At 65.0% G+C, this 26,467-nt stretch carries 26 protein-coding genes and 1 tRNA gene; 10 read left to right on the top strand and 17 right to left on the bottom strand.

All coding sequences use genetic code 11. The features are described from left to right. Positions 1-21: 21 nt before the first annotated feature. Positions 22-927 carry a DUF817 domain-containing protein gene (locus L1277_RS07140; protein ID WP_253375665.1) on the bottom strand — a complete coding sequence of 302 codons (906 nt, stop codon included), beginning with the start codon at positions 925-927 and terminating at the stop codon, positions 22-24. Between the two features lie 108 nt (positions 928-1,035). Between L1277_RS07140 and lhgO the strand changes: the two genes are divergently transcribed. Together lhgO and L1277_RS07130 are read left to right on the top strand one after the other, a co-directional pair. After that, the gene (gene lhgO, locus L1277_RS07135; protein WP_253375664.1) at positions 1,036-2,235 is read left to right on the top strand and encodes an L-2-hydroxyglutarate oxidase; all 1,200 of its coding nucleotides are present in this window, start codon (positions 1,036-1,038) and stop codon (positions 2,233-2,235) included. Between the two features lie 141 nt (positions 2,236-2,376). Further along, positions 2,377-2,658: a hypothetical protein gene (locus tag L1277_RS07130; protein ID WP_253375663.1), complete on the top strand. Its 282-nt coding sequence runs from the start codon at positions 2,377-2,379 to the stop codon at positions 2,656-2,658. 10 nt (positions 2,659-2,668) lie between these two features. Here the strand turns inward: L1277_RS07130 and L1277_RS07125 are convergent, their stop codons facing one another. The 9 genes from L1277_RS07125 to L1277_RS07085 form a co-directional block, all read right to left on the bottom strand. After that, complete coding sequence (locus L1277_RS07125; protein WP_253375662.1) at positions 2,669-4,324, bottom strand: RecQ family ATP-dependent DNA helicase; 1,656 nt, start codon at positions 4,322-4,324, stop codon at positions 2,669-2,671. 63 nt (positions 4,325-4,387) lie between these two features. After that, positions 4,388-5,509, bottom strand: a complete 1,122-nt coding sequence (locus L1277_RS07120) for a methyltransferase (protein ID WP_253375661.1) — start codon at positions 5,507-5,509, stop codon at positions 4,388-4,390. A gap of 4 nt (positions 5,510-5,513) precedes the next feature. Next, a complete protein-coding gene (locus tag L1277_RS07115; RefSeq protein WP_253375660.1) occupies positions 5,514-6,689 on the bottom strand; it encodes a DUF2062 domain-containing protein in 1,176 nt (391 codons plus the stop codon). Between the two features lie 89 nt (positions 6,690-6,778). Then, entirely contained in the window at positions 6,779-7,192 is a 414-nt protein-coding gene (locus tag L1277_RS07110) for a heat shock protein transcriptional repressor HspR (protein ID WP_253375659.1), read from the bottom strand. A 3-nt stretch (positions 7,193-7,195) separates the two neighbouring features. Next, the gene (locus L1277_RS07105) at positions 7,196-8,185 is read right to left on the bottom strand and encodes a DnaJ C-terminal domain-containing protein (RefSeq protein ID WP_253375658.1); all 990 of its coding nucleotides are present in this window, start codon (positions 8,183-8,185) and stop codon (positions 7,196-7,198) included. 5 nt (positions 8,186-8,190) lie between these two features. Then, positions 8,191-8,820: a nucleotide exchange factor GrpE gene (locus L1277_RS07100; protein WP_253375657.1), complete on the bottom strand. Its 630-nt coding sequence runs from the start codon at positions 8,818-8,820 to the stop codon at positions 8,191-8,193. Positions 8,821-8,822: 2 nt separating this feature from the next. Further along, positions 8,823-10,688, bottom strand: a complete 1,866-nt coding sequence (gene dnaK, locus L1277_RS07095) for a molecular chaperone DnaK (RefSeq protein WP_253375656.1) — start codon at positions 10,686-10,688, stop codon at positions 8,823-8,825. A 245-nt stretch (positions 10,689-10,933) separates the two neighbouring features. Further along, entirely contained in the window at positions 10,934-11,257 is a 324-nt protein-coding gene (locus tag L1277_RS07090; protein WP_253375655.1) for a hypothetical protein, read from the bottom strand. Further along, positions 11,254-12,738: a PspC domain-containing protein gene (locus L1277_RS07085; RefSeq protein WP_253375654.1), complete on the bottom strand. Its 1,485-nt coding sequence runs from the start codon at positions 12,736-12,738 to the stop codon at positions 11,254-11,256. Before L1277_RS07085 ends, L1277_RS07090 begins: the two co-directional genes overlap by 4 nt. A 113-nt stretch (positions 12,739-12,851) precedes the next feature. On the opposite strand from L1277_RS07085, the gene L1277_RS07080 reads away from it, so the two are divergent. The 5 genes from L1277_RS07080 to L1277_RS07060 all read left to right on the top strand — a co-directional run bounded on the left by L1277_RS07080 (position 12,852) and on the right by L1277_RS07060 (position 17,855). After that, a complete protein-coding gene (locus tag L1277_RS07080) occupies positions 12,852-14,066 on the top strand; it encodes an ATP-binding protein (protein WP_253375653.1) in 1,215 nt (404 codons plus the stop codon). Continuing rightward, positions 14,053-14,727, top strand: coding sequence for a response regulator transcription factor (locus L1277_RS07075; RefSeq protein ID WP_253375652.1), 675 nt, complete (start codon positions 14,053-14,055; stop codon positions 14,725-14,727). The genes L1277_RS07080 and L1277_RS07075 overlap by 14 nt, the downstream gene beginning before the upstream one ends. Before the next feature lie 63 nt (positions 14,728-14,790). Continuing rightward, positions 14,791-16,128: an MFS transporter gene (locus L1277_RS07070; RefSeq protein ID WP_253375920.1), complete on the top strand. Its 1,338-nt coding sequence runs from the start codon at positions 14,791-14,793 to the stop codon at positions 16,126-16,128. Between the two features lie 121 nt (positions 16,129-16,249). Then, positions 16,250-17,197: a ribokinase gene (rbsK, locus tag L1277_RS07065; RefSeq protein WP_253375651.1), complete on the top strand. Its 948-nt coding sequence runs from the start codon at positions 16,250-16,252 to the stop codon at positions 17,195-17,197. 31 nt (positions 17,198-17,228) lie between these two features. Further along, positions 17,229-17,855, top strand: a complete 627-nt coding sequence (locus L1277_RS07060; protein ID WP_253375650.1) for a bifunctional 4-hydroxy-2-oxoglutarate aldolase/2-dehydro-3-deoxy-phosphogluconate aldolase — start codon at positions 17,229-17,231, stop codon at positions 17,853-17,855. A 10-nt stretch (positions 17,856-17,865) separates the two neighbouring features. On the opposite strand, the gene L1277_RS07055 is transcribed toward L1277_RS07060, so the two are convergent. Next, positions 17,866-18,711 (bottom strand): oxidoreductase, encoded by an 846-nt coding sequence (locus L1277_RS07055; RefSeq protein ID WP_253375649.1) that lies wholly within the window; start codon positions 18,709-18,711, stop codon positions 17,866-17,868. 125 nt (positions 18,712-18,836) lie between these two features. Between L1277_RS07055 and L1277_RS07050 the strand changes: the two genes are divergently transcribed. Continuing rightward, on the top strand, positions 18,837-19,358 hold the full coding sequence (locus L1277_RS07050; protein ID WP_253375648.1) for an N-acetyltransferase: 522 nt from the start codon (positions 18,837-18,839) through the stop codon (positions 19,356-19,358). 12 nt (positions 19,359-19,370) lie between these two features. Here the strand turns inward: L1277_RS07050 and L1277_RS07045 are convergent, their stop codons facing one another. Then, positions 19,371-20,966: a chromosome partitioning protein gene (locus tag L1277_RS07045; RefSeq protein ID WP_253375647.1), complete on the bottom strand. Its 1,596-nt coding sequence runs from the start codon at positions 20,964-20,966 to the stop codon at positions 19,371-19,373. Between the two features lie 109 nt (positions 20,967-21,075). Here L1277_RS07045 and L1277_RS07040 point away from each other — a divergent pair, with 109 nt between their 5' ends. Next, positions 21,076-21,873, top strand: coding sequence for an isocitrate lyase/phosphoenolpyruvate mutase family protein (locus L1277_RS07040; RefSeq protein ID WP_253375646.1), 798 nt, complete (start codon positions 21,076-21,078; stop codon positions 21,871-21,873). A 14-nt stretch (positions 21,874-21,887) separates the two neighbouring features. On the opposite strand, the gene L1277_RS07035 is transcribed toward L1277_RS07040, so the two are convergent. Both L1277_RS07035 and dcd read right to left on the bottom strand, forming a co-directional pair. Beyond that, entirely contained in the window at positions 21,888-22,406 is a 519-nt protein-coding gene (locus tag L1277_RS07035; RefSeq protein ID WP_253375645.1) for a hypothetical protein, read from the bottom strand. Positions 22,407-22,424: 18 nt separating this feature from the next. Further along, positions 22,425-23,030, bottom strand: coding sequence for a dCTP deaminase (gene dcd / locus L1277_RS07030; RefSeq protein ID WP_253375644.1), 606 nt, complete (start codon positions 23,028-23,030; stop codon positions 22,425-22,427). Positions 23,031-23,087: 57 nt separating this feature from the next. Here dcd and L1277_RS07025 point away from each other — a divergent pair. Continuing rightward, positions 23,088-23,161 (top strand) — tRNA-Gly (locus L1277_RS07025). Here the strand turns inward: L1277_RS07025 and L1277_RS07020 are convergent. From L1277_RS07020 to L1277_RS07005, 3 genes are read right to left on the bottom strand one after another with little or no spacing between them, the layout of a single operon-like run. Continuing rightward, positions 23,150-24,535, bottom strand: coding sequence for a M20/M25/M40 family metallo-hydrolase (locus tag L1277_RS07020; RefSeq protein WP_308215080.1), 1,386 nt, complete (start codon positions 24,533-24,535; stop codon positions 23,150-23,152). The two genes, L1277_RS07025 and L1277_RS07020, sit on opposite strands and share 12 nt — an antisense overlap. A gap of 40 nt (positions 24,536-24,575) precedes the next feature. Beyond that, positions 24,576-26,042 (bottom strand): aminotransferase class I/II-fold pyridoxal phosphate-dependent enzyme, encoded by a 1,467-nt coding sequence (locus L1277_RS15710; protein WP_305884284.1) that lies wholly within the window; start codon positions 26,040-26,042, stop codon positions 24,576-24,578. 36 nt (positions 26,043-26,078) lie between these two features. Then, a complete protein-coding gene (locus tag L1277_RS07005) occupies positions 26,079-26,417 on the bottom strand; it encodes an ATP-dependent DNA ligase (RefSeq protein ID WP_253375643.1) in 339 nt (112 codons plus the stop codon). Positions 26,418-26,467: the final 50 nt, after the last annotated feature.

The raw sequence follows: 26,467 nt of genomic DNA, 5'->3' as shown, positions 1-26,467 counted from the left end.
GCCTAGGGCCCTGACAATGCTCTACATACCGTCGGCGATCGTGTCCTGCTCCGAGCCCTGCGGCTCGACGGCGGCGACGTCAGGTTCGCGGGGCGGGTAGACCCAGGTGACGAGCACCACCGAGATGATCATGAGCAGGAACCAGGACACGAGCTTCGACGCAGATACCATCTGCCAGCCGTCGACCTGATCGGGATATGCCCACGCACCGGCCCAGGTGGCGATGTTCTCCGCCAGCCAGATGAAGAACGCCACGAGCGTGAATCCGAGGAGTAACGGCATCCGGAATGTTCTCCGGAAAAAGCGGAAGTGCATCACTGTCCGGGCATAGATCACGGCAACGGCGGCGAGGAGCACCCAGCGGAAATCCCAAATGAAGTGGTGAGTGAAGAAGTTGAGGTAGATGGCGGTCGCCAGGATCGCCGTGATCCAGAGCCGGGGATAACGCGAGAACCGCAGGTCGAAGAGCCGGTAGACCCTCACCATGTACGAACCGACGGCGGCGTACATAAATCCACTGAACAGCGGCACACTGCCGAGTCGAAGAATGCCGTCCGCCTCATACATCCACGAGCCCACATCGGTTTTGAAGAGCTCCATGCCGGTACCGACGATGTGAAAAAGGATGATCACCCGGAGTTCACGCAGCGTCTCGAGTTTGAGAACGACCATGAGGATCTGGATTGCGATGGCAGCGAGGGTGAGGGCGTCGTTGCGGGCGAGCGCGGCATCGTCTGGATACCAAAGCCGGGCGGCAAGAATGACCGCGAGTAACGCCGCACCGAAGACACACGCCCACGCTTGCTTGGCGCCAAAAACGAGGAACTCAATAAATTTTGAGCGGATGCCGTCGGTCGGCACCCCATCCAGCCACGCGTGGGCGCGAGCATCGATGAGCTCTTCGACGGGTGTGAAGCGGCGGGGCATCCGCTCACGTTACAGCCCCCGGATGAGGGCCTGAGGGAATCGGGCCGGGCACCCTAAGCTAAAACAGTTGAGGAAAGCTCAGCTTGGCTGGCCGCGAGGAGCGACTGCATGACGGAACGAATCGGAGTCATCGGGGGCGGCATCGTCGGGATTGCCATTGCCCGCGCGCTGACCCAGCGCGGTGACGGCGAGGTGACCGTAATCGAGAAGGAGCGTCGGCTGGCCCTGCACCAGACGGGCCGCAACTCCGGTGTCGTTCACGCTGGTCTGTACTATCCGCCGGGTTCGTTGAAGGCGCAGTTGTGCGCGATTGGCCGGGAGCTCACTCGCGAGTTCTGTGCCGAGAAGAACCTGCCCTATCGCGAGGTCGGCAAACTCGTCGTCGCGGTTACCGACGACGACAGAGCCGCCCTCGCGGTGATCGAGGACCGCGCGACCCTGAACGGCGTTCCTGACCTGCGGCGAGTGACCGGGACCGAGCTGCGCGAGATCGAGCCGCACGCTGCGGGCGTCGCCGCCCTGCATTCACCACACACCGCGGCTGTTGACTACGCGGCAATCACCGAAGCCATGGCCGATGACGTGCGTCGCGCCGGTGGCCACATCCTGCTCGGGTCCGAGGTCACCGGAATCAGGCAGGAACCCGGCGGGGTGCGCGTTGTGACCCCGACGGCGGACCTGCGCTTCGACCGACTCATCGTCTGCGCCGGGCTGCAATCCGATATCGTTGCCCGGTTCGTCGGCGCATCGCCGTCACCGAAGATCCTCCCGTTCCGCGGCGAGTACTGGGAACTCGACCCGGCCCGGCAGCACCTCGTGCGCGGCATGATCTATCCCGTGCCCGACCCGCGGTTCCCGTTCCTCGGCGTGCACTTCACCCGTGGCGTCTACGACGACGTCCACGTCGGACCCAACGCTGTTCCCGCTTTGGCTCGTGAGGGCTATTCGTGGGGACGGATCTCAGTGAAGGACACCTGGGCCTCACTGCGTTGGCCCGGAGCGGCGACTCTCGCCCGCGAACACTGGCGGATGGGGGTGAAGGAGGTGACGGCATCCGTTCTCAAAAGTGTGTACTTCCAGGATGCTCGACGTTTCGTGCCCGAGTTGGAGATGAAGGATTTGACGCGCAAAACGGCGGCCGGGGTGCGCGCGCAGGCCTGGGATTCGGGCGGAGCGCTCGTCGATGACTTCGCCGTAGACCAGGTGGGACCCGTCACCCTGCTGCGCAATGCACCGTCACCGGCCGCGACCTCGTCAATGGCGATCGCCGACTACCTCCTCGACAACTATGTGTTCGCGCGACGCTGAACGGCGACCAGTGAAGCTCACACCCGATGGCGTGGTGACGAGGGGCACCTGTGAATCTGGGCCAACCTCACAATTTGGAGATCGACGCGCGTAGCCTTCATTAACGAGCGCAGAACGACAAGTCGCCCGGGATAGGGCGAAATGAAGATCACTACGGTGCGCATCGACGGACAGATGCTTGTGTTGAGGCCCGGGCAAGACCTCGACGAGCTGAAGGCCAGGATCGTGGAAGCGGCCAAGAATGGAGCCGGTTTCGTTGAGTTGGAAACCGTCGGCCGGTCGGCCGTCAGCGTCATGATTACACCCCACATCGGTGTGCGATTTGAGTCAATCGAGAAGGTCCAAGCGGAAGTGGAAGAGTGGGAATCGCACCCGCCCGTCATCGACTTCGACTACTTCGGCACTTACGAAGCGGAACTGTAGCGCCGGTCGGTCACGCCGTCTGCAGGAGACCGTTTTCAGTGACCAGCTCGAGCGAGAGCACCTTGTAGCCTTCATGCTCAAAGAACACTGTCAGGCGGTCGTCCTCAACCCGCATGACCGTTCCCGGGCCCCACTCAGTGTGCACCACACTCGACTGCGGGCTAAATGGAATGGTGCTCGTGGCGGCAGTGGCACCGGCTCCGTCTTCAGGCGTTTGGTTGCCTGAGCGGCGGCAGACGTCGCAGTTTCCGCACGGTTCGGAGTGCTGCTCACCGAAGTAGCCGAGCAGGAACAGCCGGCGGCAGTCGGTCGTCTCGGCGTAGCCTCGCATCATCTCGAGCCGCGACTCCTCGATGCGCTCGCGTTCCTCGATGACCTCGACAGCGGCGCTCACCGCTGTGTGCGCTCGGGCGGAGCTCGTCGCCGTACTGCCACGCCGGTCGACCCGCACCATCCCGGCGTCGGCGAGCGCGTTGACGAGTCCGGTAGCCGCGCGGCTGGAGATGTCGAGCTCTCGAGCGAGCTCTGTCGCCTTCACCGGCTTGTCGGCGTGGGCGATGACCGTGTACGCCCGGCGCAGGGCATCTTCGTCGGGTTTGCGGGACGCGAAGAATTTCCGAAGTCCCAGGTCTTCGCTGCGATAGTGCAGGTTGGCGGCGGCGGGTTCTCCGTCACGCCCCGCACGGCCGATCTCCTGGTAGTACTCATCGACCGATTCCGGCACGGCCGCGTGCACCACAAAACGGACGTTGGGTTTGTCGATCCCCATCCCGAAGGCGGAGGTGGCGACGACCACGTCAACGCGGTCGGAGGTGAAGTCATCGTGCACGGCCCGACGATCGGCGGCTCGAAGTCCGCCGTGGTAGGCCGCAGCGCGCAGGCCTCTCGCCTCGAGTTCGGCCGCATATCGCTCGGTGTCTGCCCGGGTCGCGACGTAGAGCAGACCCGGCTTCGAGAGAGCCGTGACCTGCTCGATCACGGCCCGCTCTTTCTCGCTCGCCTCGACGTGCCGCGTCACTTCGAGCCACAGGTTGGGTCGGTCGAATCCGCGGGTGATCTCAAGGCGGTCACGCAGGTGGAGTCGTTCGGCGATGTCGCGGCGCACCGGTGACGAGCCTGTGGCAGTGAGCGCCACCGTTCGCGGGTGCCCGAGTCGCTCGATCACATCGCCGAGCCGCAGATAGTCGGGGCGGAAGTCGTGACCCCACGCCGTCACGCAGTGCGCCTCGTCCACGGCGAATAGCGTCACGCCGAGATCGCGCAGGCGCTCAACGGTCTCGTCCTTGGCCAGTTGTTCAGGGGCGAGGTAGACGATGCCGCCATCGGGACCGGAGACCCGCTGCCACGCAGCCTCGAGCGCGGCAGGTCGAAGACTCGAGTTAATGGCAACAGCAGCCGGCGCGTTCGGCAGCTCGGCAAGTCCGGCAACCTGATCCGTCTGCAGTGCGATGAGCGGGGACACCACAACGGTGACACCACCGAGCAGCGCGGCGGCCAGCTGGTAAATCGCAGATTTGCCGTATCCGGTCGGCATGACGGCGAGCACATCCCGGCCCTGAAGCAACGCCTCAACGGCCTCGATCTGCCCGCCCTGCAGGTCGTCCCACCCGAAGCGTTCCCGGGCTGTGCGTTCAAGGTCGTCATGCGAAAAGTTCTCTGTGCTCACTCTGTCAAGCCAACCGCACGGCGCGAATACAGCGGAGGGGGTTGCCAACCCCGCTGTGACCCGTCAGCGCTTCGTCGACACCGTCACGGTGAATTTCGCGTTTCGACCGAGCTGCCGCGTCGCCCCGACCGTGCGCTCGAGCGCCGGGCGATAGCCGAGGTGTGAGTTCCACACCGTCCAGAGTTCGCCGCCCGGCCGAAGCACCCGGGCGGCATCGTCGAACAGCTTCTGTGCGATGCCCGCGTGCACGGTCGCCCCGACATGGAACGGCGGGTTGAGCAAAATGAGGTTCGATGAGCCGTCGGGCTGGCTCAAGAGACCGTCATCACGCACCACGGTGACTCGATCAGCAACGTCGTTCGCGAGTGCTGTCTGTTGAGCGGACGCCACGGCCGCCGCCGATGAATCGCTTGCGATCACCTGCATGGCCGGTCGGGCACGCGCCGCCAGGGTGGCGAGCACTCCGGTGCCGCAGCCGAGGTCGATGGCCCGAGGAACGTCGGGCAACCGGTCGAGGAACTCGAGCAGGAAGCGAGTGCCGATGTCGATTTTGGTGCCAGCGAACGCGGCACCGTGGGCGCACACCGTGAGACCCAGATCAGCATGAAACTCGCGCGCCGGCCAGGCCAGCTCCCCCACGGGCGGTCGAGGATCGCGGGCTACGAGCACCCGTGATTTCTGCTGCGCGAGTGATGCGGTGACCGAGCCGAAGTACCGGGCGAGCACGTCATTCATGGCCCGGCTCATGTGTTTGATCCTGCCGCCGGCGAACACGGCGACGCCGGGGGCGGCGTGCCGGGCGATGAGCTCCGCGGTCTCGGCGAGGGCTTCGAGCGACCGCGGCAGTTGCATCAGCACCACGCGGGCGTCCCGAAAAAGGGAGGCGTCCAATGGTGCGTGCGTGACAGCATCCGTGATCGATAAGGACGCCGCGCTCGCGTCAAGTGCGCGCTCACCGGAGAGGTCATCCTGATGTGTGCGGATTCCGGACACGTTCTGATGCAAGGCGCCGAGGGTAAGCGCACCATACCGATCGCCGACGACCACCGTGTCGCCGGGGGCGGCGGTACGGAGGGCGTCGGCGGCCGTCTCGAGAAGTAGCTTGTCGGTGGCGTCGTACGCGAAGAGGTTGGCGGCTTCGATGTCAGGCCAGCGTCGAAGCCGGTCGAACGGGAAGTCAGTCACCTGTTCAGGGTAGCCGGGTCTCGGGGTGCTCGTTCTCGGACAGGGCGGAACGGTCGCGGAAGGCGTGGGCCATCCACCACCAGCTCAGTAGGCCGATCCCGGCGTTGACGAGAAGGCTGAGCAGGAAGAACAGCACGCCGAGACCGATGATCGGGCCGAAATCGAAATTCTCGAATCCCGGAATTGAGTCAGAGCCGGAGAAGTCATCGCTGTCGAAGTTGGGTGTGCCGAGGCCGAACAACCCGCTGATCGGTGAGCTCAGGGCGCTGAGCAGGAAACTGCCGACGATCGCGATGCCCAGGCCGCTCCAGGTGACGGCAACGGGTCGATTGACGCGGTGGCTGCGCAGCATCCAGAGGCTGCAGAAGTAGCCGAGGATCCAGATGATGATGCCGAGAATCAGCGAGCCAATCAGCCAGGGCAGGAATGTCGCCCAGAGGTCGGAGACGATCTGGCTGACGTCTTCGGGGGCCGGGCCGCCGTTGACGGTGAAGTCTTCGGGGTTGTTGTTCGCGATGTAGGTGAACAGAGTGCCGAAGAAGGCCCCGAACAGCCCGATCACCAGCGGAATGATGAACAGGGTGAACCCGAGGCTCATCAGAGTGAAGCTCACGGCGCCGGCCAGCATGGCGCCGCGCTTCTGGCGAGGGGCAAGAGGCGGGCGCGGTGGCGCGGCCGGGCGCGGTGCCTGTTGCAGGTAGCCGGGCTGCGGCGGGTAGCCGCCCTGCTGCGGCTGGGGCGGGTACGACTGCGGGTAGCCACTGTGCTGCGGCTGGGGCGGGTACGACTGCGGGTAGCCACTCTGCTGCGGCTGCGGGTACCCCTGCGGCTGCGGCGGGTATCCACCCTGTTGCGGCTGCTGCGGGTAGCCCTGCGGTTGCTGCGGGTACCCCTGCTGTTGCGGCGGGTATCCCCCGTAACCCGCGCCGGGTTGACCCGGATATCCGTTCGGCGTAGCGCCATGCTGAAGCGGTCCCGGGACCGGTCCCTGGGGCGAGCCGGGCTGTGGCTGGGAGCTGGCAGGGGGTGCCTGAGGAGAGCCGGGTGGCGGACCGGCGGGGGGCTGCGTTGAGGCTGCGCCCGCAGTGCTGTTCTGGACGTTCGCCGGGTACGGAGGTTCATTTTCCGTCGGCTGTTGGGGTTCCTGTTCCGGCCCTGCCGGCGGCTTCTGGTCGCTCATGCGGCCAGCCTAGACCTGGGCATGGGGGCTCGGAACCCCTGGCAGTACCACGACGGAGAGGGTCCCGTGGTACCAGGGTCCTGCGGTTGTTATCGCTGGAACGGCCGCCACACGACAAGTTCCGTGCGGCGCTGCGCTCGGGTACCACTCTTCAGCGGAACGACGTCGCCTTGTGCTCCGGCCGCGAACACCCGGCGCCCTGGCGATTTGAGCATTTCATCGGCGAGTGCATGTTCGAGTTCCCGGACCCGGGCGCTCAAAGCGGTGACCTCGTTCTCGAGCGCGAGGATTCGGCCGATGCCCTCCAGGCTCACGCCTTCGGCGCTCAGTCGGGCGACCTCGCGCAACTGCACAACGTCGCGCATCGAGTACCGGCGGGACTTACCCGCCGTTCGGGTAGGCGAGACGAGGCCGAGCCGGTCGTACTGCCGCAAAGTCTGCGGGTGCATTCCGGCCAGCTCGGCCGCTATCGCGATCGCGAAGATCGGCGAATTCTCGTCCATTGGTTATCCCCTCGCGCGCGCGATCAGGTCGTCACGCGGGTTCTCTTTCGGCTCGAGCTCATGGAACCGCTCGAGCGCTTCGCGGGCTTCAGCGTTGAGGTGAGACGGCACTGCCACCTGGACAACGGCGAGCAAGTCGCCGGTGCCCTTCGACGTGGCGACTCCGCGGCCCTTCACTCGAAGGACTCGCCCGGACGGCGTTCCGGGAGCGACGCGAAGTCGAACCGGGTCGCCGCCGAGCGTCGGCACCTCGATGGTGGCCCCAAGCGTCGCTTCGACAAAGGTCACCGGCACGTTCACACGGAGGTTGAGTCCGTCGCGTTCGAAGACCGGGTGCTTCCGAACGGTCACCGAGAGAACCAGGTCACCGGCAGGGCCGCCGTCAGGCGACGGTGAACCCTTGCCGCGGAGCTTGATCTTCTGTCCGTCCGAGACACCAGCGGGAATCTTTACCTTGATCGTGCGACCTTCGGCGGTCTGCAGGGTGATGGTGTCACCCTTGATCGCCGTGAGGAAGTCGAGCGTGGTCGATGCCGTGAGGTCGCGCCCCGGCGTCGGTCCACCGAACCCGCGGTAACCGCCGGTTGGTTGGCCGAAGCCACCGCCGCGGCCGAACATGCCGCCGAGGATATCCTCGAAATCGGCTTGCTGGTAGCTCGAGCTCGTTCCACGAGCACCGCCACCGAACATGCCGCCGAAGACATCGTCAAAGCCCCCGTTGCCGCCACCGGACCCGGGCGCGGTGAACCGCGCTCCGGATCCCATGGCGCGAACGGCGTCGTACTCTTTGCGCTGTTCAGGGTCATTGAGAACCGAGTAGGCCTCGCTGAGCTCCTTGAACTTCTCTTCGGCTTTAGAGTCACCGGCGTTTGAGTCCGGATGGTATTGCCGCGCGAGTTTGCGGTAGGTCTTCTTCAGATCCGCTGGCGTGACGTCCTTCTTCACACCAAGAACCTTGTAGAAGTCCTTATCGAACCAGTCCTGACTTGCCATCGCGCCTACTCAGCAGGAACGGCGACAACGACCTTGGCCGCGCGCAGCAGTGTTGATCCGACCGTGTAGCCGGTCTCGACGACGTCGAGGATGGTTTCGACCTCAACGTCCGGGCTCGGCTGCTGGAAGATCGCCTCGTGGAGGTTGTGGTCAAACGGCTCACCCTTCGCACCGAACGGGGCGAGCCCCAGCTTGGCGACGCTCGTGCGGAGCTTCGCGGCGATAGCCGAGAACGGGGTGTCGCCCTCGAGGTCGCCGTGCTTCTCAGCGCGGTCGAGGTCATCGAGCACCGGGAGGAGTGCCTTCACGACGTCGCCCGTCATGCGCTCACGCTCAACCTCGCGGTTGGCCTCGGTGCGCTTGCGGTAGTTCGCGTACTCGGCGCTCAGCCGCTTGAGGTCAACGAGGTGCTCGTGTTCGGGTTCCGCGTCAGCAGCGCGTTCGTTGTCGAGCTCGTCTTCCAGGCCTTCGGCCTGCGTGGCGTTGAGGATGTCCTCAACGGTGAGCTCGTCGTCTGTGGTCTCGGGAGATTCGGGGTCCACCTGCGACGCAGGGCCGGAAGCCGTAGCTTCCGACCCTTCGTTCACTGGCTGAACCTCGTCACCGTCTTCTGGAGTCGGGTTCGTGTCAGTCATTGTTACTTCTTGTCACTTTCCTCATCGTCGACAACTTCGGCGTCCACAACATCCTCGTCGGATGCTGCATCAGTCGGCTGCTCAGCTCCGGCTTCACCGGTTGCAGCGGCTTCCTGCTGGGCCTGAGCGTAGATGGCCTCGCCGAGCTTGGTCTGGCTTTCGTTGAGCTTATCGAAGGCGGTCTTGACCGCTGCGTCGTCGTCGCCGGCGAGCGCGGACTTCAGAGCGTCAACATCAGCCTGCACCTCGCTCTTGACGTCCTCGGGCAGCTTGTCGTCGTTTTCCTTGATCAGCTTGTCGATCGAGTATGCGAGCTGCTCAGCGCTGTTGCGGGTCTCGGCCGACTCACGGCGGGCCTTGTCCTCCGCAGCGTGCTCTTCAGCTTCGCGAACCATGCGCTCGATGTCTTCCTTCGCGAGCGAGGAACCACCGGTGATCGTCATCGACTGCTCCTTGCCCGTGCCCTTGTCCTTGGCGGACACGTGCACGATGCCGTTGGCGTCGATGTCGAAGGTGACCTCAACCTGCGGGATTCCGCGCGGAGCCGGAGCGATTCCGGTCAGCTCGAAGGTTCCGAGGTTCTTGTTGTCACGGGTGAACTCGCGCTCACCCTGGAAGACCTGGATCGCAACGGACGGCTGGTTGTCGTCCGCGGTGGTGAAGGTTTCGCTGCGCTTGGTCGGGATGGCCGTGTTGCGCTCGATGAGCTTGGTCATGATGCCGCCCTTGGTCTCGATACCGAGAGACAGCGGGGTGACGTCGATGAGCAGAACGTCCTTGCGCTCGCCCTTCAGCACACCGGCCTGCAGTGCAGCACCGACAGCGACGACCTCGTCAGGGTTAACGCCCTTGTTGGGCTCCTGTCCACCGGTCTCCTGCTTGACCAGGGTCGAAACGGCGGGCATACGGGTCGATCCACCAACGAGCACAACGTGCGCGATGTCGCCGACCTTGATGCCGGCCTCACGGATGACGTCCTGGAACGGCTTCTTGGTGCGGTCGAGGAGATCAGAGGTCATCTGCTCGAACTGTGCACGGGTCAGCGTCTCGTCGAGGTTGGCCGGGCCGTTCTCGGTGAGCGAGAGGTACGGCAGCTGGATCGAGGTGGACATGCCCGAGGACAGTTCCTTCTTGGCCTGCTCGGCAGCTTCCTTGAGGCGCTGCTTGGCGATCTTGTCGTTCGAGACGTCGACGCCAGTGGTCTCCTTGAAGCGCTTGATGAGGTGCTCAACGATGCGCTGGTCCCAGTCGTCTCCACCGAGGCGGTTGTCACCAGAGGTGGCGCGCACCTGGATGGTCGAGAAGTCGTCGTCCTTGCCCACTTCGAGCAGCGAGACGTCGAACGTTCCACCACCGAGGTCGAAGACGAGAATCAACTCATCTTCCTTACCCTTGTCGAGGCCGTAGGCCAGGGCGGCTGCGGTCGGCTCGTTGATGATGCGCAGCACGTTGAGTCCGGCGATCTCACCGGCTTCCTTCGTTGCCTGACGCTCAGCGTCGTTGAAGTATGCGGGAACCGTGATGACCGCGTCGGTCACGGTGTCGCCGAGGTACTGCTCAGCGTCGCGCTTGAGCTTGGCGAGGATACGAGCCGAGATCTCCTGCGGCGTGTACTTCTTCTCGTCGACCGCGAACTTCCAGTCGGTGCCCATGTGGCGCTTGACCGACGCGATGGTGCGGTCAACGTTGGTGACGGCCTGGCGCTTTGCGGTTTCACCGACGAGCACCTCGCCATCCTTGGTGTACGCAACCACCGATGGGGTGGTGCGAAGACCCTCGGCGTTCGCGATGACGGTGGGCTCGCCACCTTCAAGAACGGCCACACACGAGTTGGTGGTTCCGAGGTCAATTCCTACTGCACGTGCCATGTGTCTTTTTCTCCTTTGAGACCGCGAACGGTCTGGTTCGACGGTGACCCGTTATGCTGGGCCCGCAATTCGAAGTTGTGGGAGCCACTCATAGTTGAGCGGCGATGACTCAAGTTTACTCAGCCTCCTAGCGCTGTCAACTTCTCACAGCGAATCCTGAGCCGTACCGACTCAACTTTTTGTCCCGGTCACGCAGAAAGGCGGCTCCCGAAGGAGCCGCCTTTCTTCGTGCGAAGCGGATGCCGTCAGTCGCTTTTCCGCATTGCCGCCGCGATTCCTGCGCCGACGAGAACCACACCGCCGGCCACTAACCCGGCGATTATCCACGTGCTTGGGTCGAGAACAAACGGCACGATCGCATTCGTCACCATGAATGCGGCGAACACCAGGAGGATCACGCCCCAGAAGATCGTCCCGAAGCGAGGACGGAGACGCTCCTCACCGGGTGCCCGCGCCGGAATCACCGGGTTCGAGCTCGACGACGAGGCGTGGGGAAACAGCACGTCGGTGGCATCCGCATCGTTATTTGGCCGCGATTCATACGGTTGGGTCTTCTCGGAGTCGCTCATCGTGCGTTCCTTTCACTGTTCACGAGGTCGACGCTGCCGGCGCCGAGCCAGATTCGAACGGTTGTGGTGTCGTCACTGGAGGTGTCGCCGAAGCGCACGACCTCGCGGTACAGCGGCGCACCGCGTTCACGGAGCTCGCCGTCGTCCACGTAGCTGAGCCCCGCGACTCCGCCAGCGACCTGGAGGATGACCGGCACATCTTCGGGCAGGTCGACGGTGACGGTGCCGGCACCGAGCCAGAGCTCCACGACCCCGCCCACCTCGGCACCACGATCGTCGAGTGCCGAGAGGTCGAGCGTCGGCGACCCGGCAGCCATCGAGTAGCCCGCCGATGACCGCGGGGCAGCCTCAGTGACCTCCCAGATCGTGTTGCCGACCACGGAGACGGACGTCCCGCGAGGGAACACGCCGACGAAGAGCAGGACGAGGATCGCCACGATCGAGAAGAAGCCGAGCGCGCCGCTTTCCTTCCCACGAATGCCGGCGATCACCGTGGCGAGCGCGATAACACCGAGCGCAACGCCGACGCCGATGAGCACCGATGTGTCTGACACCGTGGCGTAGCCGAGCGCGATGGTCGTGAAGACTCCCCCGAGGACGGCGAGCCCGAGGGCGATCGAGACGAACGCGGCGCCGGGCTGGCGGCGCCGGTAGCGTTCCTCGTGCTCACGCCGGTTCTGCGCGCGGATGGCATCACGCTCGCGGCGCTGGGCCTCCCGTTGCTCGGCGGTGGGGCCCGGGTTCCACACGGCTCCGTAGACACGGGGGTCCGGCGATCCCGAGTGCGCTGATTCGGGGGTGGGGAACCAGGCCGACGAGGTCCCGGCGCTGGGAGCGGCACCCGAATCGGGAGCGGACGGACCGGGCGTTGTTGCGTTCGCCGGAGCATCCGTTGCTGACGCAAACGACGCACCGGCAGGAGGTGTCGCGGGACTGGTCCAGAAATCGGCGTGGGAGCGGGCGGGTGGCGCCTCGGTTGCCGACTGAGGCGTTCGACGGGCGATGACGATTGTGAGCCAGACCAGGCTGGCAACGAGCACGAGCACCCATCCGGTGCGGAGGGTCGATTCGAGCCACTCCGGCATGTTCCAGAAAGCGGGAGCTCCCTGCCACCAGATGCCGCGCATGAACGGGACAAAGGTGAGGGCGATGAGCACGGTGATCGCGATGACGGCCGGGTCGAAAATTCCTTGGAGGGCGCGTTCGGTGTGGATGCGGCCCGAGCTGTCGGGGAGCAGCGCCCAGGCCACCGCGTACAGGAACAGCGCTGGACCGCCCAGCACCGCCACCACCAGGATGACGCCGCGGATGATGAGCGGGTCAACGCCGGTGTGCCGGGCAATGCCGCCAGCCACTCCGCCGAGCCAGGCGTCGTCGGTGCGGGAGATTCCGGTGCCGCGAATCCAGTCGAAAAAGTTCGACCGCGGCTCAGGCGATGGCGTCGCCGTCGAAGCGTTGGAGGGGAAGGGTGCGTCGTTCATAGTGCGATTCTGGCGCTGGGGTGACGCACGCGGCCATGGGGTATCCCCCTGACCGGACCCTGAGTTTTGCCGATGAGCCGCGCGGGTGGCGCTCGGGGTGCTTGGATTGCAGCATGGACACCGCACTGATGACACGGCCGCGGGTGCGGCTTGTCGGCGGGGTGTGTGCCGGATTTGCGGATCACACCGGGCTTCCGCTTCCACTCGTGCGCACGCTCACCGTCGTGCTCAGCGTGTGCGGCGGTGCGGGACTGTTGATGTATCTCTGGTTATGGGTGGTGACTCCGGTTGCCGGGTACGCGGCGGATCCGCTCAAGCACGTGCTGACCCTGCCGAGCGACGACGGTGGGGCCGATGCTTCCCGCCGTTCGGCCCCGGTCACCGAGATTCTGCTGGGCATGGCCCTGCTTGCGGCCGCGGCCGCGCTCGTCGCCGCGCGGCTCGGAGCGGATGTGCCGCTCGATTTCGTCATTCCGGCGATCGTGGTGCTCGGCGGAGCCGGGTTAGCCTGGCGCCAGTTCGATGACCTGCGCCAGCAGCGGTCATCGTCGTCATCAGCGCTCGTCATCCGGGCACTCGGTGCGCTCATCCTTGTGGCGCTCGGCATTCTCCTGTTCTTCGTCACCGGCGAGGAACCGAACGTCTGGACGGTGTTTGCGGCGTCCATCGCAGTACTCGTCGGTGTCGCCATCGTGGTGGCACCGTGGGTGGTGCGGTTGAGCCGAGACCTCGCCGACGAGCGCGCCGCGCGGGTGCGCGAAGCCGATCGAGCGGAGATCGCCGCCCACCTCCACGACTCGGTGCTGCAGACGCTGGCGCTCATCCAGCAGAAGGCCGACCCGGCGAGCGAAGCCTCCCGGCTGGCTCGCGCGCAAGAACGGGAGTTGCGGGACTGGCTGTTCGCGGGCTCCCCCGGGCGCTCGGTCGATCTGGCCGACGAGTTGCGACGGATCGCGGCGGTGATCGAAGAGGAATATGCCGTGCGCATCGAGGTTGTCTCCGCCGGGCAGAGCCCGAGCGCCGTTCCCGACGCGCTGCTCGGCGCCGCTCGGGAGGCGCTGCTCAATGCCGCCAGGCACGCGGGCGGCACCGTGTCGGTCTACCTCGAGTCATCGCCCACCGCGGTGGAGCTCACAATCACCGACCGTGGACCAGGCTTCACCCTCGACGACATCCCGTCCGACCGGATGGGCGTGCGTGAATCCATTCTCGGCCGGATGCGCCGCATTGGTGGCACAGCCGAGCTCGCCGCTGGCCCGGGCGGAGCGGGAACCGAGATCCGACTCCTTCTGCCCCTCAGCCACGGAGGACACCATGACGAAGCCTGAACCGACCGACGGTGCCCTCACGGTGGTCATCGTTGATGACCATTCCATTTTCCGCTCCGGTTTGCGCGCCGACCTGGCTGGCAACATCAGCGTTCTCGGTGAAGCCGCGACCGTGGACGAAGCGGTTGACCTTGTGATCGGCGCGCAGCCGCAGGTCGTGCTCCTCGACGTGCACCTTCCCGGTGGGGCAGGCGGTGGCGGCGCCGAAGTGATTCGCCGTGCCGCACCGCACGCGCCATCCACCCGATTCCTTGCGCTGAGTGTCTCCGATGCCGCCGACGATGTCGTGACCGTCATCCGCGCAGGGGCACGCGGATACATCACGAAGAGCTCCTCAGGGTCGGACGTCTCGGATGCTGCCAGGCGCGTTCGCGACGGAGACGCCGTGTTCTCGCCCCGACTGGCCGGTTTTGTTCTCGACGCCTTTGGCGCCGTCACCGGCGAGACAGCCGAGGCCTCAGACGAGCTGGACCGGCTGTCGGCCCGCGAGCAGGAAGTGATGCGGCTGATCGCGCGGGGTTATGCGTATAAGGAGGTCGCAGCATCCCTCTTCATCTCGATCAAAACCGTGGAGACGCACGTGTCGAGCGTCCTGCGAAAATTGCAGTTGTCGTCGAGACACGAACTGACCGCGTGGGCGCTGGCGCGCAAGCTGCTCTGACCGGGACACGGTAACCAGCGGTTCACTCTGGCGCTTTGCTGTGCCACTAACCTGAGCATCATGATGACGAACGCTGGCAACGAGGCGGCACCGACAACAGCTGCAGCACTCTCCGAGGCTCCGAAGAAGACCGCTTCCAAGCAGGTTCTCGCCTGGGGGCTGTGGGACTGGGGCTCCGCAGCCTTCAACGCGGTCGTCACCACCTTCGTCTTCACGGTTTACCTCACCAGCGACGCCTTCGGCGGCGAGGCCGAGGTTTCCGCTCAGCTGGGCTGGGCGCTGGCTGGTGCCGGCCTCCTCATCGCCATCTTGGCTCCCGTCACCGGGCAGCGCTCCGACAGCTCCGGACGCCGCAAGTTCTGGCTCGCCGTCAACACCTACATCGTCGTCGCGATCACCGCGGCCATGTTCTTCGTGCAGCCTGACCCAGGCTTCCTCTGGCTTGGGCTTCTCCTCGTGGCAGCCGGCAACGTCTTCTTCGAGTTTGCCGGCGTGAACTACAACGCCATGCTCGTCCAGGTGTCGACACCACAAACGATCGGCCGAGTGTCCGGCATCGGTTGGGGTCTCGGCTACCTCGGTGGAATCGTGCTGCTGCTCATCGTTTACTTCGGCTTCATCCAGCCCGAGGTGGGGCTGTTTGGCATCACCGGGCAGGACGGCATGGATATTCGTGTCACCGTTCTGGTGTCTGCCATCTGGTTCGGGTTGTTCGCGCTTCCCGTGTTTTTCGCGGTTCCCGAGTACCAAGGCGTCGGCGCTCGGCGCGCGAAGGTCGGTTTCTTTGCGTCCTACGCTCGGCTCTTCAACGACATCAGAAAACTCTGGAACGAAAGCCGGCAGACCGTCTACTTCCTCCTGGCGAGCGCCGTGTTCCGTGACGGGCTCGCAGGTGTCTTCACGTTCGGGGGCGTACTCGCCGCCGGGTGGTTCGGGTTCACCGCTGGTGAGGTCATCATCTTCGCGATCGCTGCCAACGTCGTCGCCGGCATCTCGACAATCACCGTGGGCTTGCTCGACGACAAACTCGGCGCCAAACCGGTCATCATGGCGTCCCTGATCGGGTTGGTCCTCGCCGGCCTCGCTGTCTTCTTCCTGCACGACGGCGGGCAAAACATGTTCTGGATCTTCGGCCTCGCCCTCTGCCTCTTCGTTGGCCCGGCGCAGTCTGCCTCGCGCTCGTTCCTGGCTCGGCTCATTCCGGCCGGCCGCGAGGGCGAGGTGTTTGGACTCTACGCAACCACCGGACGCGCGGTGTCCTTCCTGGCACCGACCGCGTTCGCTCTGTTTATCACCGTGGGTGGCGAGCAGTACTGGGGAATACTCGGCATCGTGCTGGTGATCTTCATCGGCTTGCTGCTCCTCTTGCCTGTGCAGGCCAAGCAGCAACGATTGCAGTGACCGGTAGGCTTTTCCTACGCCGGGCATCGACGACGGAGTCTTCACGATCACGGAGATGACCCGCCCGGGCGGACCCGGTCCCCGCGACCGCGCCTCTCATCGACGTTCGAAAGGCCGCTTTATGACCCCCTCCGATTCGTCCACAGGCGTCCTCATCATCGGAAGCATCAACGCCGACCTCACCACCTTCTCGACACGCCTTCCCGCTCCGGGTGAAACCCTGCTCGGCGACGACTTTTCCCTGGTGCTGGGCGGTAAGGGTGCCAACCAGGCCGTCGCCGCCGGGCGTGCGGGAGGGCAGGCACACATGGTCGGCTGCGTGGGCGACGATACGTTCAGCCGGATGCTTCTCGATGACCTCACCACGTCTGGCGTAGGCGTCGAGAACGTTCACAGCGTGCCCGGTCCGTCTGGGATCGCCCACATCCGGGTCGACGCTGCCGGCGAAAACAACATCGTCGTCGTCCCCCTCGCCAACGACGCACTCAGCGCAGACCACATCGACGCGGCCATCGCCGACCTCGCGCCGCGCTGCCGCGTCATGCTCACCCAGCTTGAGACACCGCAAAAGCTCACCCTGCATGCCATCCGCCGGTCCCGGGAGGCGGGCCTCACCGTCATCCTCGATCCGGCCCCGGCCGCTACCCTCGATGACAGCATCTGGCCCCTCGTCGATATCGTCACACCAAACGAGACCGAGGCCACCCTGCTCACAGGCATCCGAGTGACCGATGCGGCTACCGCGGTTGAGGCGGGTCGCTGGTTCACAGCACGCGGCACCGGATCAGCACTGATCACCCTGGCCGCCGCCGGCGCTGTCTTGGTGACCGCCGACACCGTTGAATACTTCGACGCCCTCCGCGTCGACGTCGTCGACTCCACCGCAGCCGGCGATACCTTCGCCGGTTATCTGGGGGCGTCACTTGCCGCGGGATATGACAGTACGGATGCCATCCGCCGCGCCATCGCGGCAGGTGCGCTCACGGTCACGCGCCGAGGTGCCTCGCCCAGTATCCCGACGAGCGCCGACGTAGCCGCCCTGATGCGCTCCACACCAACGGTCCGCTGACACCTCCTGAACAATCGCGAAAGGCTTCACCATGACTCTGTCCTCGCTCACAGAGGCCCGCGTCCTCGCTGTACTCCGGGCACCATCGGCCGAATCAGCCCTGCTCGCCGCAGACGCCCTGGTCGAAGGCGGCATCACGGGCCTCGAAGTGACCTACTCAACCCCGGACGCCGCCCGGGTGATTCGCGAGCTCGATGCGAAATACGGCGACCGAATTTACCTCGGAGCAGGCACCGTCACGACGGCACAGCAGGCGACCGAGGCCGCCGACGCCGGAGCCCGCTTCCTTGTCAGTCCCGGTACGCGACCCGAGCTGACAGCAGCGATGAAAGGCACCGGTCGCCTCGTGCTGACCGGAGCTCTTACACCAAGCGAGGTCATGGCAGCGGTCGAGTTCGGAGCCGACGTCGTGAAGATCTTCCCCGCGTCTCTCGGTGGCCCGGCGTACCTGCGCGCCCTCCGCGGTCCGTTCCTGGATGTTCCGCTGATGCCCACCGGTGGGGTGACTCCGGAAAACCTCGGCGACTGGATTGCTGCCGGTGCTCATGCCGTCGGCGCCGGCAGCGACCTGGTGTCGTCGGCCGCCCTGGCCTCGGAAGACTGGGCAGCGATCACCCGCCGGGCCGAGGAGTTCGTCGCTGCCGGACCGGGCGCCTAAACCGCCCAACTTACTCCTGCGCATCCTCCGGCGGGTAGTCGGTGCTCGCGCTGAGGTCTCGCCACACGTCGACCTCGGCCTGCTGCGCTCGGGCGGTCTCGTCGTACGCCGCGACCGCGTCTGAGCCAAGCAGCAGGAACGTCGGGGTGTTCGGCGCTTCGACGACGGTGATGATTGCCTCTGCCGCGAGGCCGGGATTTCCGGGCTGCGTGCCGTGTACCGTGTCGTTCTCCTTGCGACGCTTCCCGGCCGTTTCGGCGTAGTCCGGGATGGGGGTTGCCGACTGGGTGAGTGACCGGCCGGCGAAATCGGTACGGAAGCCGCCGGGTTCAACGGCCGTCACCGAAATGCCGAGTGGAGCCAACTCCTTGGCGAGCGAACCAGACAATCCTTCCAGCGCCGCCTTCGTTGCGGCGTAATAACCCGAGCCCGGTGGCATCAGGCGGGCACCGATCGACGAGATGTTGACGATGGCACCCGACCGGCGCTCCCGCATTCCCGGCAGAACTGCCCGGATCATCGCAACGGCGCCGAACACGTTGGTGTCGAACAGTCGCTGGACGTCCTCGGGCTCGGCCTCCTCGATCGCCGAGCGGTAGCCGTAGCCGGCGTTGTTGACGAGCACGTCGATCGTCCCGAACCGTCTCTCGGCCTCCGCCACCGCTGCCGCCACCTGGGCCGGGTCCGTGACGTCCAGCGCGAGCGCGAGTGCGGACTCCGGTGCGGTATCCGTGATATCCGATACGGACGTCACGTCGCGAGCCGTGACAACGGCGTTGTGACCGTGAGCGAGAACGGCGGTCGCGAGTGCGCGACCGAGGCCGGTTGAGCAGCCGGTGATGAGCCAGGTGGACATGCAGTGTTCCTTTCGAGGGCGAGGCCGAGAGAATGTCGTGACCCGACACTACGCGTGAACCCCACCCCTGAGCGAGGTCCTGTCAGTACCCGGCTGCACTGCGTCGATTCGGTTAGATTGGGTCGATGCGCGACACCCGATTCTCTATCCGACCAACAACGGAAGCTGATTGGCGCGAGGTCCGTGCCCTTCGGCTGGAAATGCTCGGCGACACACCGATCGCGTTCGGCGAAACCCTCGACACGGCGCGAAGCCACGGCGACGCCGAGTGGAAGATGCGCGGTAGGCGGGGCACGACAGAGGGCGGAACCGTCCTCGCCGCGATTACCGATTCCGGACGCTGGATCGGCACGATGGGTGCATACACACCGGAGTACACCACGGTGCCGATGCTCGTCGGCGTCTACGTCACGCCGAAGTTTCGCGGAACAGCGGCTGGCGTCACAGCGGCCCTGCTGGCAAGCGTCGAGGACTGGGCAGCACAACGCTCCGACCGGATCCTCCTGCACGTGCACGAAGACAACACCCGCGCTCACGCCCTGTACGCCAAACACGGCTACCAGGACACCGGCAGGACGTTCCCCTATGTCCTCGACCCGAGCCGTCGCGAACTCGAGATGGTCAAGTCGCTGTCGCCCGGCCGATGACATTCGCTCGGCCTACAGCCCGTCGGCCACCGCAGCGCTGACCTGAAGCCAGGCCTCACGGGTTTTTGGTGAGAGCACGTCAACGTTGAGCGGGCCACCGCTCTGGAAGCCGGGGTCGTACGGTACCTCGAGCACGGTGCGGGTGAGTGCTGCAAAGTGCTCGTGCAGCCGTCGCGAGAGGTCGGGCTGCGGCGCGTCACCGGGTGAGGAGAGGATGGTCACGGCCTGTGCCACCTTGTCCTGGTGACCTTTCTGGCGCAACCCGTCGAGCAGCCAGGCTGCGCTTGCCGCCGTCTCTTCGTTCACGGTGGTCACCACGACGAGCTGGTCGGCTGCCTCAACCGCTGCCTCCCAGTTCGACGCCCGCATGTTGTTTCCGGTGTCGATGACGAGCACCCGGTAGAACCGGCTGAGCGTTGAGTGCAGGTTGCGGAACGCGCTCGCGTCGATGGTGGATGAGGCAGCGGCGTCCTCGTCCGACGCCAGCACGTCGAACTGGGCGTCACCCTGCGCCCGCACATAGTTGTCGAGATCACCAACGCGAGCGGAGCGAACGTCGCTGAACCGGTCGAGGTCGTGCAGCAGGTCAACCGCGGTGTTGGTGTGCCGTGACGGCTGCGCCCGCCACCCGAGCGTGCCGCGCGTCTCGTTGTTGTCCCACGCGAGCGTCGAGCCACCGCGGTGGATGCCGAAGGTCGCCGCGAGCAGCAGGGTCGCGGTGGTCTTGTGCGCGCCGCCCTTGGGGTTCAGCACGACGATGGTGCGCGGCCCCTTGAGACTGCGCTGCACCCGCTCGACCGCACTGCGATGGGCGAGCTCTGACTTGCCGGGGCGTGGCGAGATCAGCCCGCCTGTCGCGCGTCGGATCAGCCCCTGCCAGCCATTCTTCGCCGGTCCGACCGGCGCGTCAGGTCGTGACTGCAGGAAGTCGTCGAGGGTGGGGCTGTCCTTCTCCGCCGTTGACGGGGTCGGCGAAACTGAGGGGGTCTGTTCCCGCTGTGCGGAAACGGATGCCTGTGGCTCGGTGTGAGCGTCGACCTCCAGTTCGGTGGATCGCCGAAAATAGGCGGAGGGCACATGAGCGCCAGCGTTCGGGTCGCCGGGGAATGGCGCGGTCGAGGCCCGGTCGGCGGGGCTGCCAACCGCTCGCACCGGAGTCGGAGCTGCGGGAGACGGCGCCGGTGCCGGCGCTGGGGCGGCATCGAAGGCTGCGTCGAACAGGGCAATGCCGTCCGGAGGCGGCGGAATGACAGCGGCCTGGGACTCGGGCACGTCGCTCTGCTTGGCCCTGTCGGTATCGTGACGGGCGGAATCGGCGGAAGCCGATGCATCCGCTCTCTCCTCCAACGGCGTCACAGCTCCCGTGGTTTCGACGTTGCCGTTGGGGTCAACCCGCAGCGGGTAGAGCCCGTCGAGGTCGGCGATGGCAATGTGCACAGCCTCGCCACGCTCCGTCGCGATCGCGATGGCGCGACCGATGATCGTGGCGCGGATGTCGGCCACGCTGCCCGCGTACACGGGTGAGGTCGAACCGTCGAAGGTGATCTGACCGGTTCCGTCAGCACGCACCACGGCCGTCAGTTCGGGCTCGTTCGGGTTGGCGTTCATGAATACCAGTATTGCGTGCCCTGCTGTGGGTCTTGAAATTCGGTTGATTGTGCCATAGGGCTTGCGCACGCACTGGCGCGCGGCCCGGCGTTGTCGCCAGACTGAGGGTATGACGACTCAACGCGAGAAAGCCGAACTGCTCAACACCCTGCACAAGCCGGGCGATCCCCTCATCGTCACCAACGTGTGGGATGCCATCACCGCGAAGATCGTGTCCGAAGCACCGGGAGTCCGAGCGCTCGCGAGCGCGTCTCATTCGGTGTCTTTTGCTCGCGGGGTTCCTGACAATGAGGGCCTCACCGTCAACGCGGCCATCGAGGCTGCCCGCATCATTGCCGGCGCCGTCGACCTGCCGCTCTCCGTCGACTTCGAGAAGGGCTACGCGCCAGATGCTGACGGAGTCGGCGAGAACGTCCGACGCCTGATCGAAGAGTCCGGTGCTGTCGGCATCAACATTGAAGACTCGCTCGAGGCGGCGACCGGTCCGCAGCGCAGCATCGACGACTCGGTCGCACGCGTCGCAGCGGCTCGCGCAGCCGGTGACGCGACCGGAATCCCCCTCGTGATCAACGCCCGGGTCGACACCCTCGCGGGCGGCGGGTCCTGGGAGGAAGCGGTCACTCGCGCCAACGCCTACCTCGACGCCGGAGCAGACGTCATCTTCTTCCTGGGCCTGCGCGACGAGGACCTTGTGAAGCGCGCGCTCGACGAGGTTCACGGCCGTCTGTCCACGATCGGCGGGTTCGGCGGAATCCCCCTGAAACGTCTCGCTGAACTCGGCATCTCGCGGGTGAGCTTCGGTCCGCAGACGCTCGGTCTGACGCTCGCGGCGCTGCAGCGCACGGCCGCCACTCTCACGGCGCTCGGCGATTACCCCGAAGACCTGTCGTTTAAGTTCGACCTCTGAGTCGTGGGGTGCCTTCAGGAGGCGCGGGTGCCCTCGTTGTGCTCGGTGAGCACCCAGGTGGCACCCTCGTCTTCTGAAACGAAGCTCTCCCACTGGTATGACGAGTCGGTGATCTTCGAGAAGTTCCAGCGGATCAGCAGTCCATCGTTGCGCGTGCCATCTTGACGGATGCCGTCCCGCTTGTGAGCGGTCGCCACCAGATGGGCGTACTCCCCACGTTCCGGTTCGAAGTAGCTCACCCGCCAGGCCCCCATCTCGCGGTCATAAACGCGTACAGCGGTCGAGATCGTTGACAGACCATCCTCGGTCTCGATCAACGCGACATCCTGCACCGCCTGACCGTCGAGGATGTAGCCCATCACCCAAATGAAGTCGTACTCGTGCCACTCGCCGGTGGCTTCGTCCATTCGGCGGGCGTGCACGTTCCACCGGCCGACCATGCGACCGAATCGCGACATGCGATTCGGGTATTTCGCTGTGGCGGCATCCGCGATGAGTGCATCAGCGAACGAGAGGTCGTGGAAGTCGCTCATGGCGGTGGCCTTTTCTTGTTAGCTGCCTGCGCTGCCGGCGTCGAGGACACCGACGTCGGTGCGGTGGAAGTTTTGGAAGGAACGTGACGCCGTGGGGCCGCGCTGATTCTGGTAGCGCGAGCTGTATGCCGCGGAGCCGTAGGGCTTTTCGGCGGGTGACGTGAGGCGGAAGAAGCAGAGCTGACCGATCTTCATCCCGGGCCACAGCTTGATCGGCAGGGTCGCGACGTTGGAGAGCTCGAGGGTCACGTGGCCCGAGAATCCGGGGTCGATGAAGCCCGCCGTCGAGTGCGTGAGCAAGCCGAGGCGGCCGAGCGAGCTCTTACCTTCAAGCCGGGCGGCGATGTCGTCGGCGAGAGTGACCTGTTCGAAGGTGGCGCCGAGCACGAACTCCCCAGGATGCAGGATGAACGGTTCGTCAGGCTTCACCTCGATCAGGTGGGTCAGTTCGGGCTGGTCTTCGGCCGGATCGATATACGGGTACTTGTGGTTGTCGAACAACCGAAAGTAGCGGTCGAGGCGCACGTCGATGCTCGAAGGCTGGATCATCTCGGAGTGGGACGGCTCCAGGCCGATGCGTCCGGATGCCAGCTCTGACTTGATATCGCGGTCGGAGAGAAGCACGAGGTCAGTTTATCGGGACGTGGTTGCTAAGATGACGAAAGCGCCATTCGGCGTCACGCGGATGTAGTTCAATGGCAGAACTTCAGCTTCCCAAGCTGATAGCGCGGGTTCGATTCCCGTCATCCGCTCCATCCGCCCAGCCGGGCAAGTAGCAGCGCTTCCGCCACAATCGCATTTCGGAAGTCTCCGAGATCAATCGATTCGTTTGCGCCGTGGGCTCGCGAATCCGGGTCTTCGGCTCCGGTCACGAGGATCTCTGCCTCGGGGAAGAGCTTGCTCAGAATGTCGACAGCAGGGATCGATCCGCCCACTCCCATTGACACAGCCGGTGTCGCCCAGGTCTCCGACATTGCCCCCAGCATGAGTTGCGCGGCGGGAGACTCAGCGTCGCCCGCGAATCCCTCAGTACGTCCGCCGGGAGTGAATCGAACCTCCGCGCCAAAAGGCGACTGAGCTTCGACATGGCGGCGCACCGATTCCATTGCGGCCGCGGTGTCGTCGGTTGGGGCGAGACTCAGACTGATCCGAGCGCGGGCAGTCGGCTGCAGTGTGTCCGACGACAGGGCGACCGTGGGGGCATCGAGCCCGATGATCGCGAGCGCAGGCTTGTTCCATAGCCGCGATGTGACGCTACCCGTGCCCGCCAGGGGCGCATCAGGCGGCACTCCGGCATCTGCGCGAAACGCCGCTTCAGTCAGGGTCGGTCCAGGCCGCTCTTCCGAGAGTAGCCCCGGCACGGCGACAGTCCCGTCGTCGTGATGCAATGAGGCGAGTACGCGGGCCAGCGCCGCGACCGCATCGATAACGGGGCCGCCGTAGGTCCCCGAGTGTAGGGCGTGATCCAACACGCGCACATCGATGGTGCCGAGGATCAGGCCGCGCAGGCTCGTGGTCAAGGCGGGTTCGCCCACCTTCCAGTTGCCTGAATCGGCCACAATGAGGGCATCGGCGTGGAGCAGTTCTCCGTGTCTCTGCAGGAGCAGGGGAAGGCTCGGTGAACCCGCCTCTTCTTCGCCATCGATGAGCACTGTGACACCGACGTTCAGTTGGTTCCCCAGGACATGGAGCGCGCTCCGAATCGCTGCCAGATGGAGCAGCACGCCCGCTTTGTTATCTGCGACGCCTCTGCCCCAGAGCCGACCGGCGCGCGTCACGGCGTCAAATGGTGGGCTGGTCCACATCGTGAGGTCACCGGCGGGCTGGACGTCATAGTGGGCATAGAGCAAAATCGTCGGTTTACCCGGCGGGGCCGGAAGCCGGCCCACCACCGCAGGTGCTCCGTCACCGCCATCCGAGCGCGGCGCTTGCAGTATCTGTACATCCGAGAGTCCAGACTCCCGTGCCAGGGCCGCTACGTACGCCGACGCGCGGCCGAGTTCGGATCGGTCGAACGATTCCCACGCTATCGCTGGAATTCGCACAAGTTCCGTGAGCTGCTCTAGAGCAAGGGGGAAATCTGCTCCCACCGCACTGCGAACTTCAGAAAGAACCGATCTCTCGTTCACAGGCTTTCCCTCTCCCCGCACCCTCACTCAGGTGAGAGCCTCAGAGCTCTTCACGGACGACCCGCACCGTCTTCAACGTGGCATCGGCAGGATCGGGGAGGACCATGCCTGCTTCGACCCCGCTCCGCAGATAGTCCAAAGCTGCTTTGTTGATGCGCTCGCCGGGCAGGAGCAGCGGCACTCCGGGCGGATAGGGAGTAGCCATTTCTGCGGCGATGCGGCCTGAGGCCTCCTCGACGGGCACAACTTCGACCGGCCCGAAGAAGGCATCGCGGGGCAGCATCACTGTTTCCAGGAAGAGATCCTTCTCGTCCGGGATGATGACTTCCGGCGGTCGGGGCATTTCGGGAGCAGCCTCGGCGAGCGCTCGCAGACTTGTCAGGAGGAGGTCGGCTGTTTCCTCATCATCCGTGACGGAGATCACGGCTTCAGTGCGACGGTGATCCGTCGTCCCCATATCAACGCGGCAGTTCTCGCGGAGCCAGTCGGTCGCCTGGAAGCCGCTGATGCCCAGTTTCGACACATCGATCATGATGTGCTGGATGTCCAGGTCGTGCGACGCCTCGGCATGCACGAGCTCTTCTTCGAGGACATGCAACCCCGGAATGGCGTCGATATCACGTCGGAGCTGGCGCGTCAGCTTCAGTGTTTTGTCGATCATCGCCTTGCCATGTTGCACCATCTGACGCCGCCAACCGTCCATCGCCGCATAGATCAGAGTGCTGGCGCTGGTCGTCGACAGGATGTCAGCGCATTGGCTGAGCCTCACCGGGTCGACGAGGTCACCTTGGAGGTGGAAGATTGAGCCCTGTTCGAATCCGAGCCCCATCTTGTGCACGCTCACCACACAGATATCGGCACCCGCCGACATCGCCCATGTCGGAGTGTCATCGTGGAACGGGAGTTGTGCGCCCCAGGCCTCATCCACAATGAGTGGCTTGCCCCGTTTGTGGCAGACCTTGGCGATCGCCTCGATGTCGGCACAGGTTCCGTACGGGGTAGGGCTCACAATCAGTGCCGCGGACGCATCCGGGTATCGTTGCCACATCTCCTCAACGGTTTCGGGAGATGGTGGATGGGACAGCTTGAGCTCGTTGTCCCACTTGGGTCTGATCCACCGCGGTTGCAGTCCGGAGAGCACCAGGCCAGACACCACAGACTTGTGGGCGTCACGACTGATGAGCAGCTCGCCCTCGCCGCGCGTCACGGCGAGAATGGCCGCCTTGATCGACAGCGAGCTTCCGCAGGTGGAGAAAAAAGCCATGTCGGCGCCCACGGCTTCCGCCAAAAGCGACTCCGCATCTTGGAGGTACCCGTTCGACGATTGTCGGTCATCCAGACCAGACGAGGCCACCACGTCAGACTTGAAGCTTTGCTCCCCCAGCACGTCGAGCACCCGCGGGTCCACTCCTCGTCCCTGACGGTGCGCCGGTGGTGTGAACCCGTATCTTTCGAGATTCTGGTGTTCTGCCAGTGCTTCAAGCACCGGAGCGTCGTTCTGATCCATTCGCTTTCCTTCTGGCGCTTCTAGACGGTTAGGTACTTAGTCGCCCGGTACGGCCTCAGTTTTGCTCTCCTCAGCTGAACTTGTCGGCTCTGGTACGAGTTGCAAGCCAGCATCAGAATTGGAGGACGCCGCGAGAGCATCGATCCACGCCCCGTTGATCCTCGGCGGACGGGAACCGAAATACTTGAAATGAAGTGAAATACCGGGAGCCATCCATAGGCTGTTCAACCCTGAGCCGAGGGACTCCGCCGCTTTCCACCGGAAGGGAAAGCACTCGCCCCGGCGCAGCTTCGCACCGATGACGATCTGAAGGTGCGCGAGAGTTCGGTCCTCCATATTGATGGTCGTCGTCGAATCGTAGATCAGGCGTCCCACGTCGGGCCCCCTTTCAGCGGATCGTCACATCGCAACACTCCACGATTGTG

It is taken from the genome of Okibacterium sp. HSC-33S16, assembly GCF_024171565.1.
In the GTDB taxonomy this organism is placed as follows: Bacteria; Actinomycetota; Actinomycetes; order Actinomycetales; family Microbacteriaceae; genus Mycetocola_A.
This window is presented reverse-complemented; position numbering and strand designations above follow the sequence as displayed.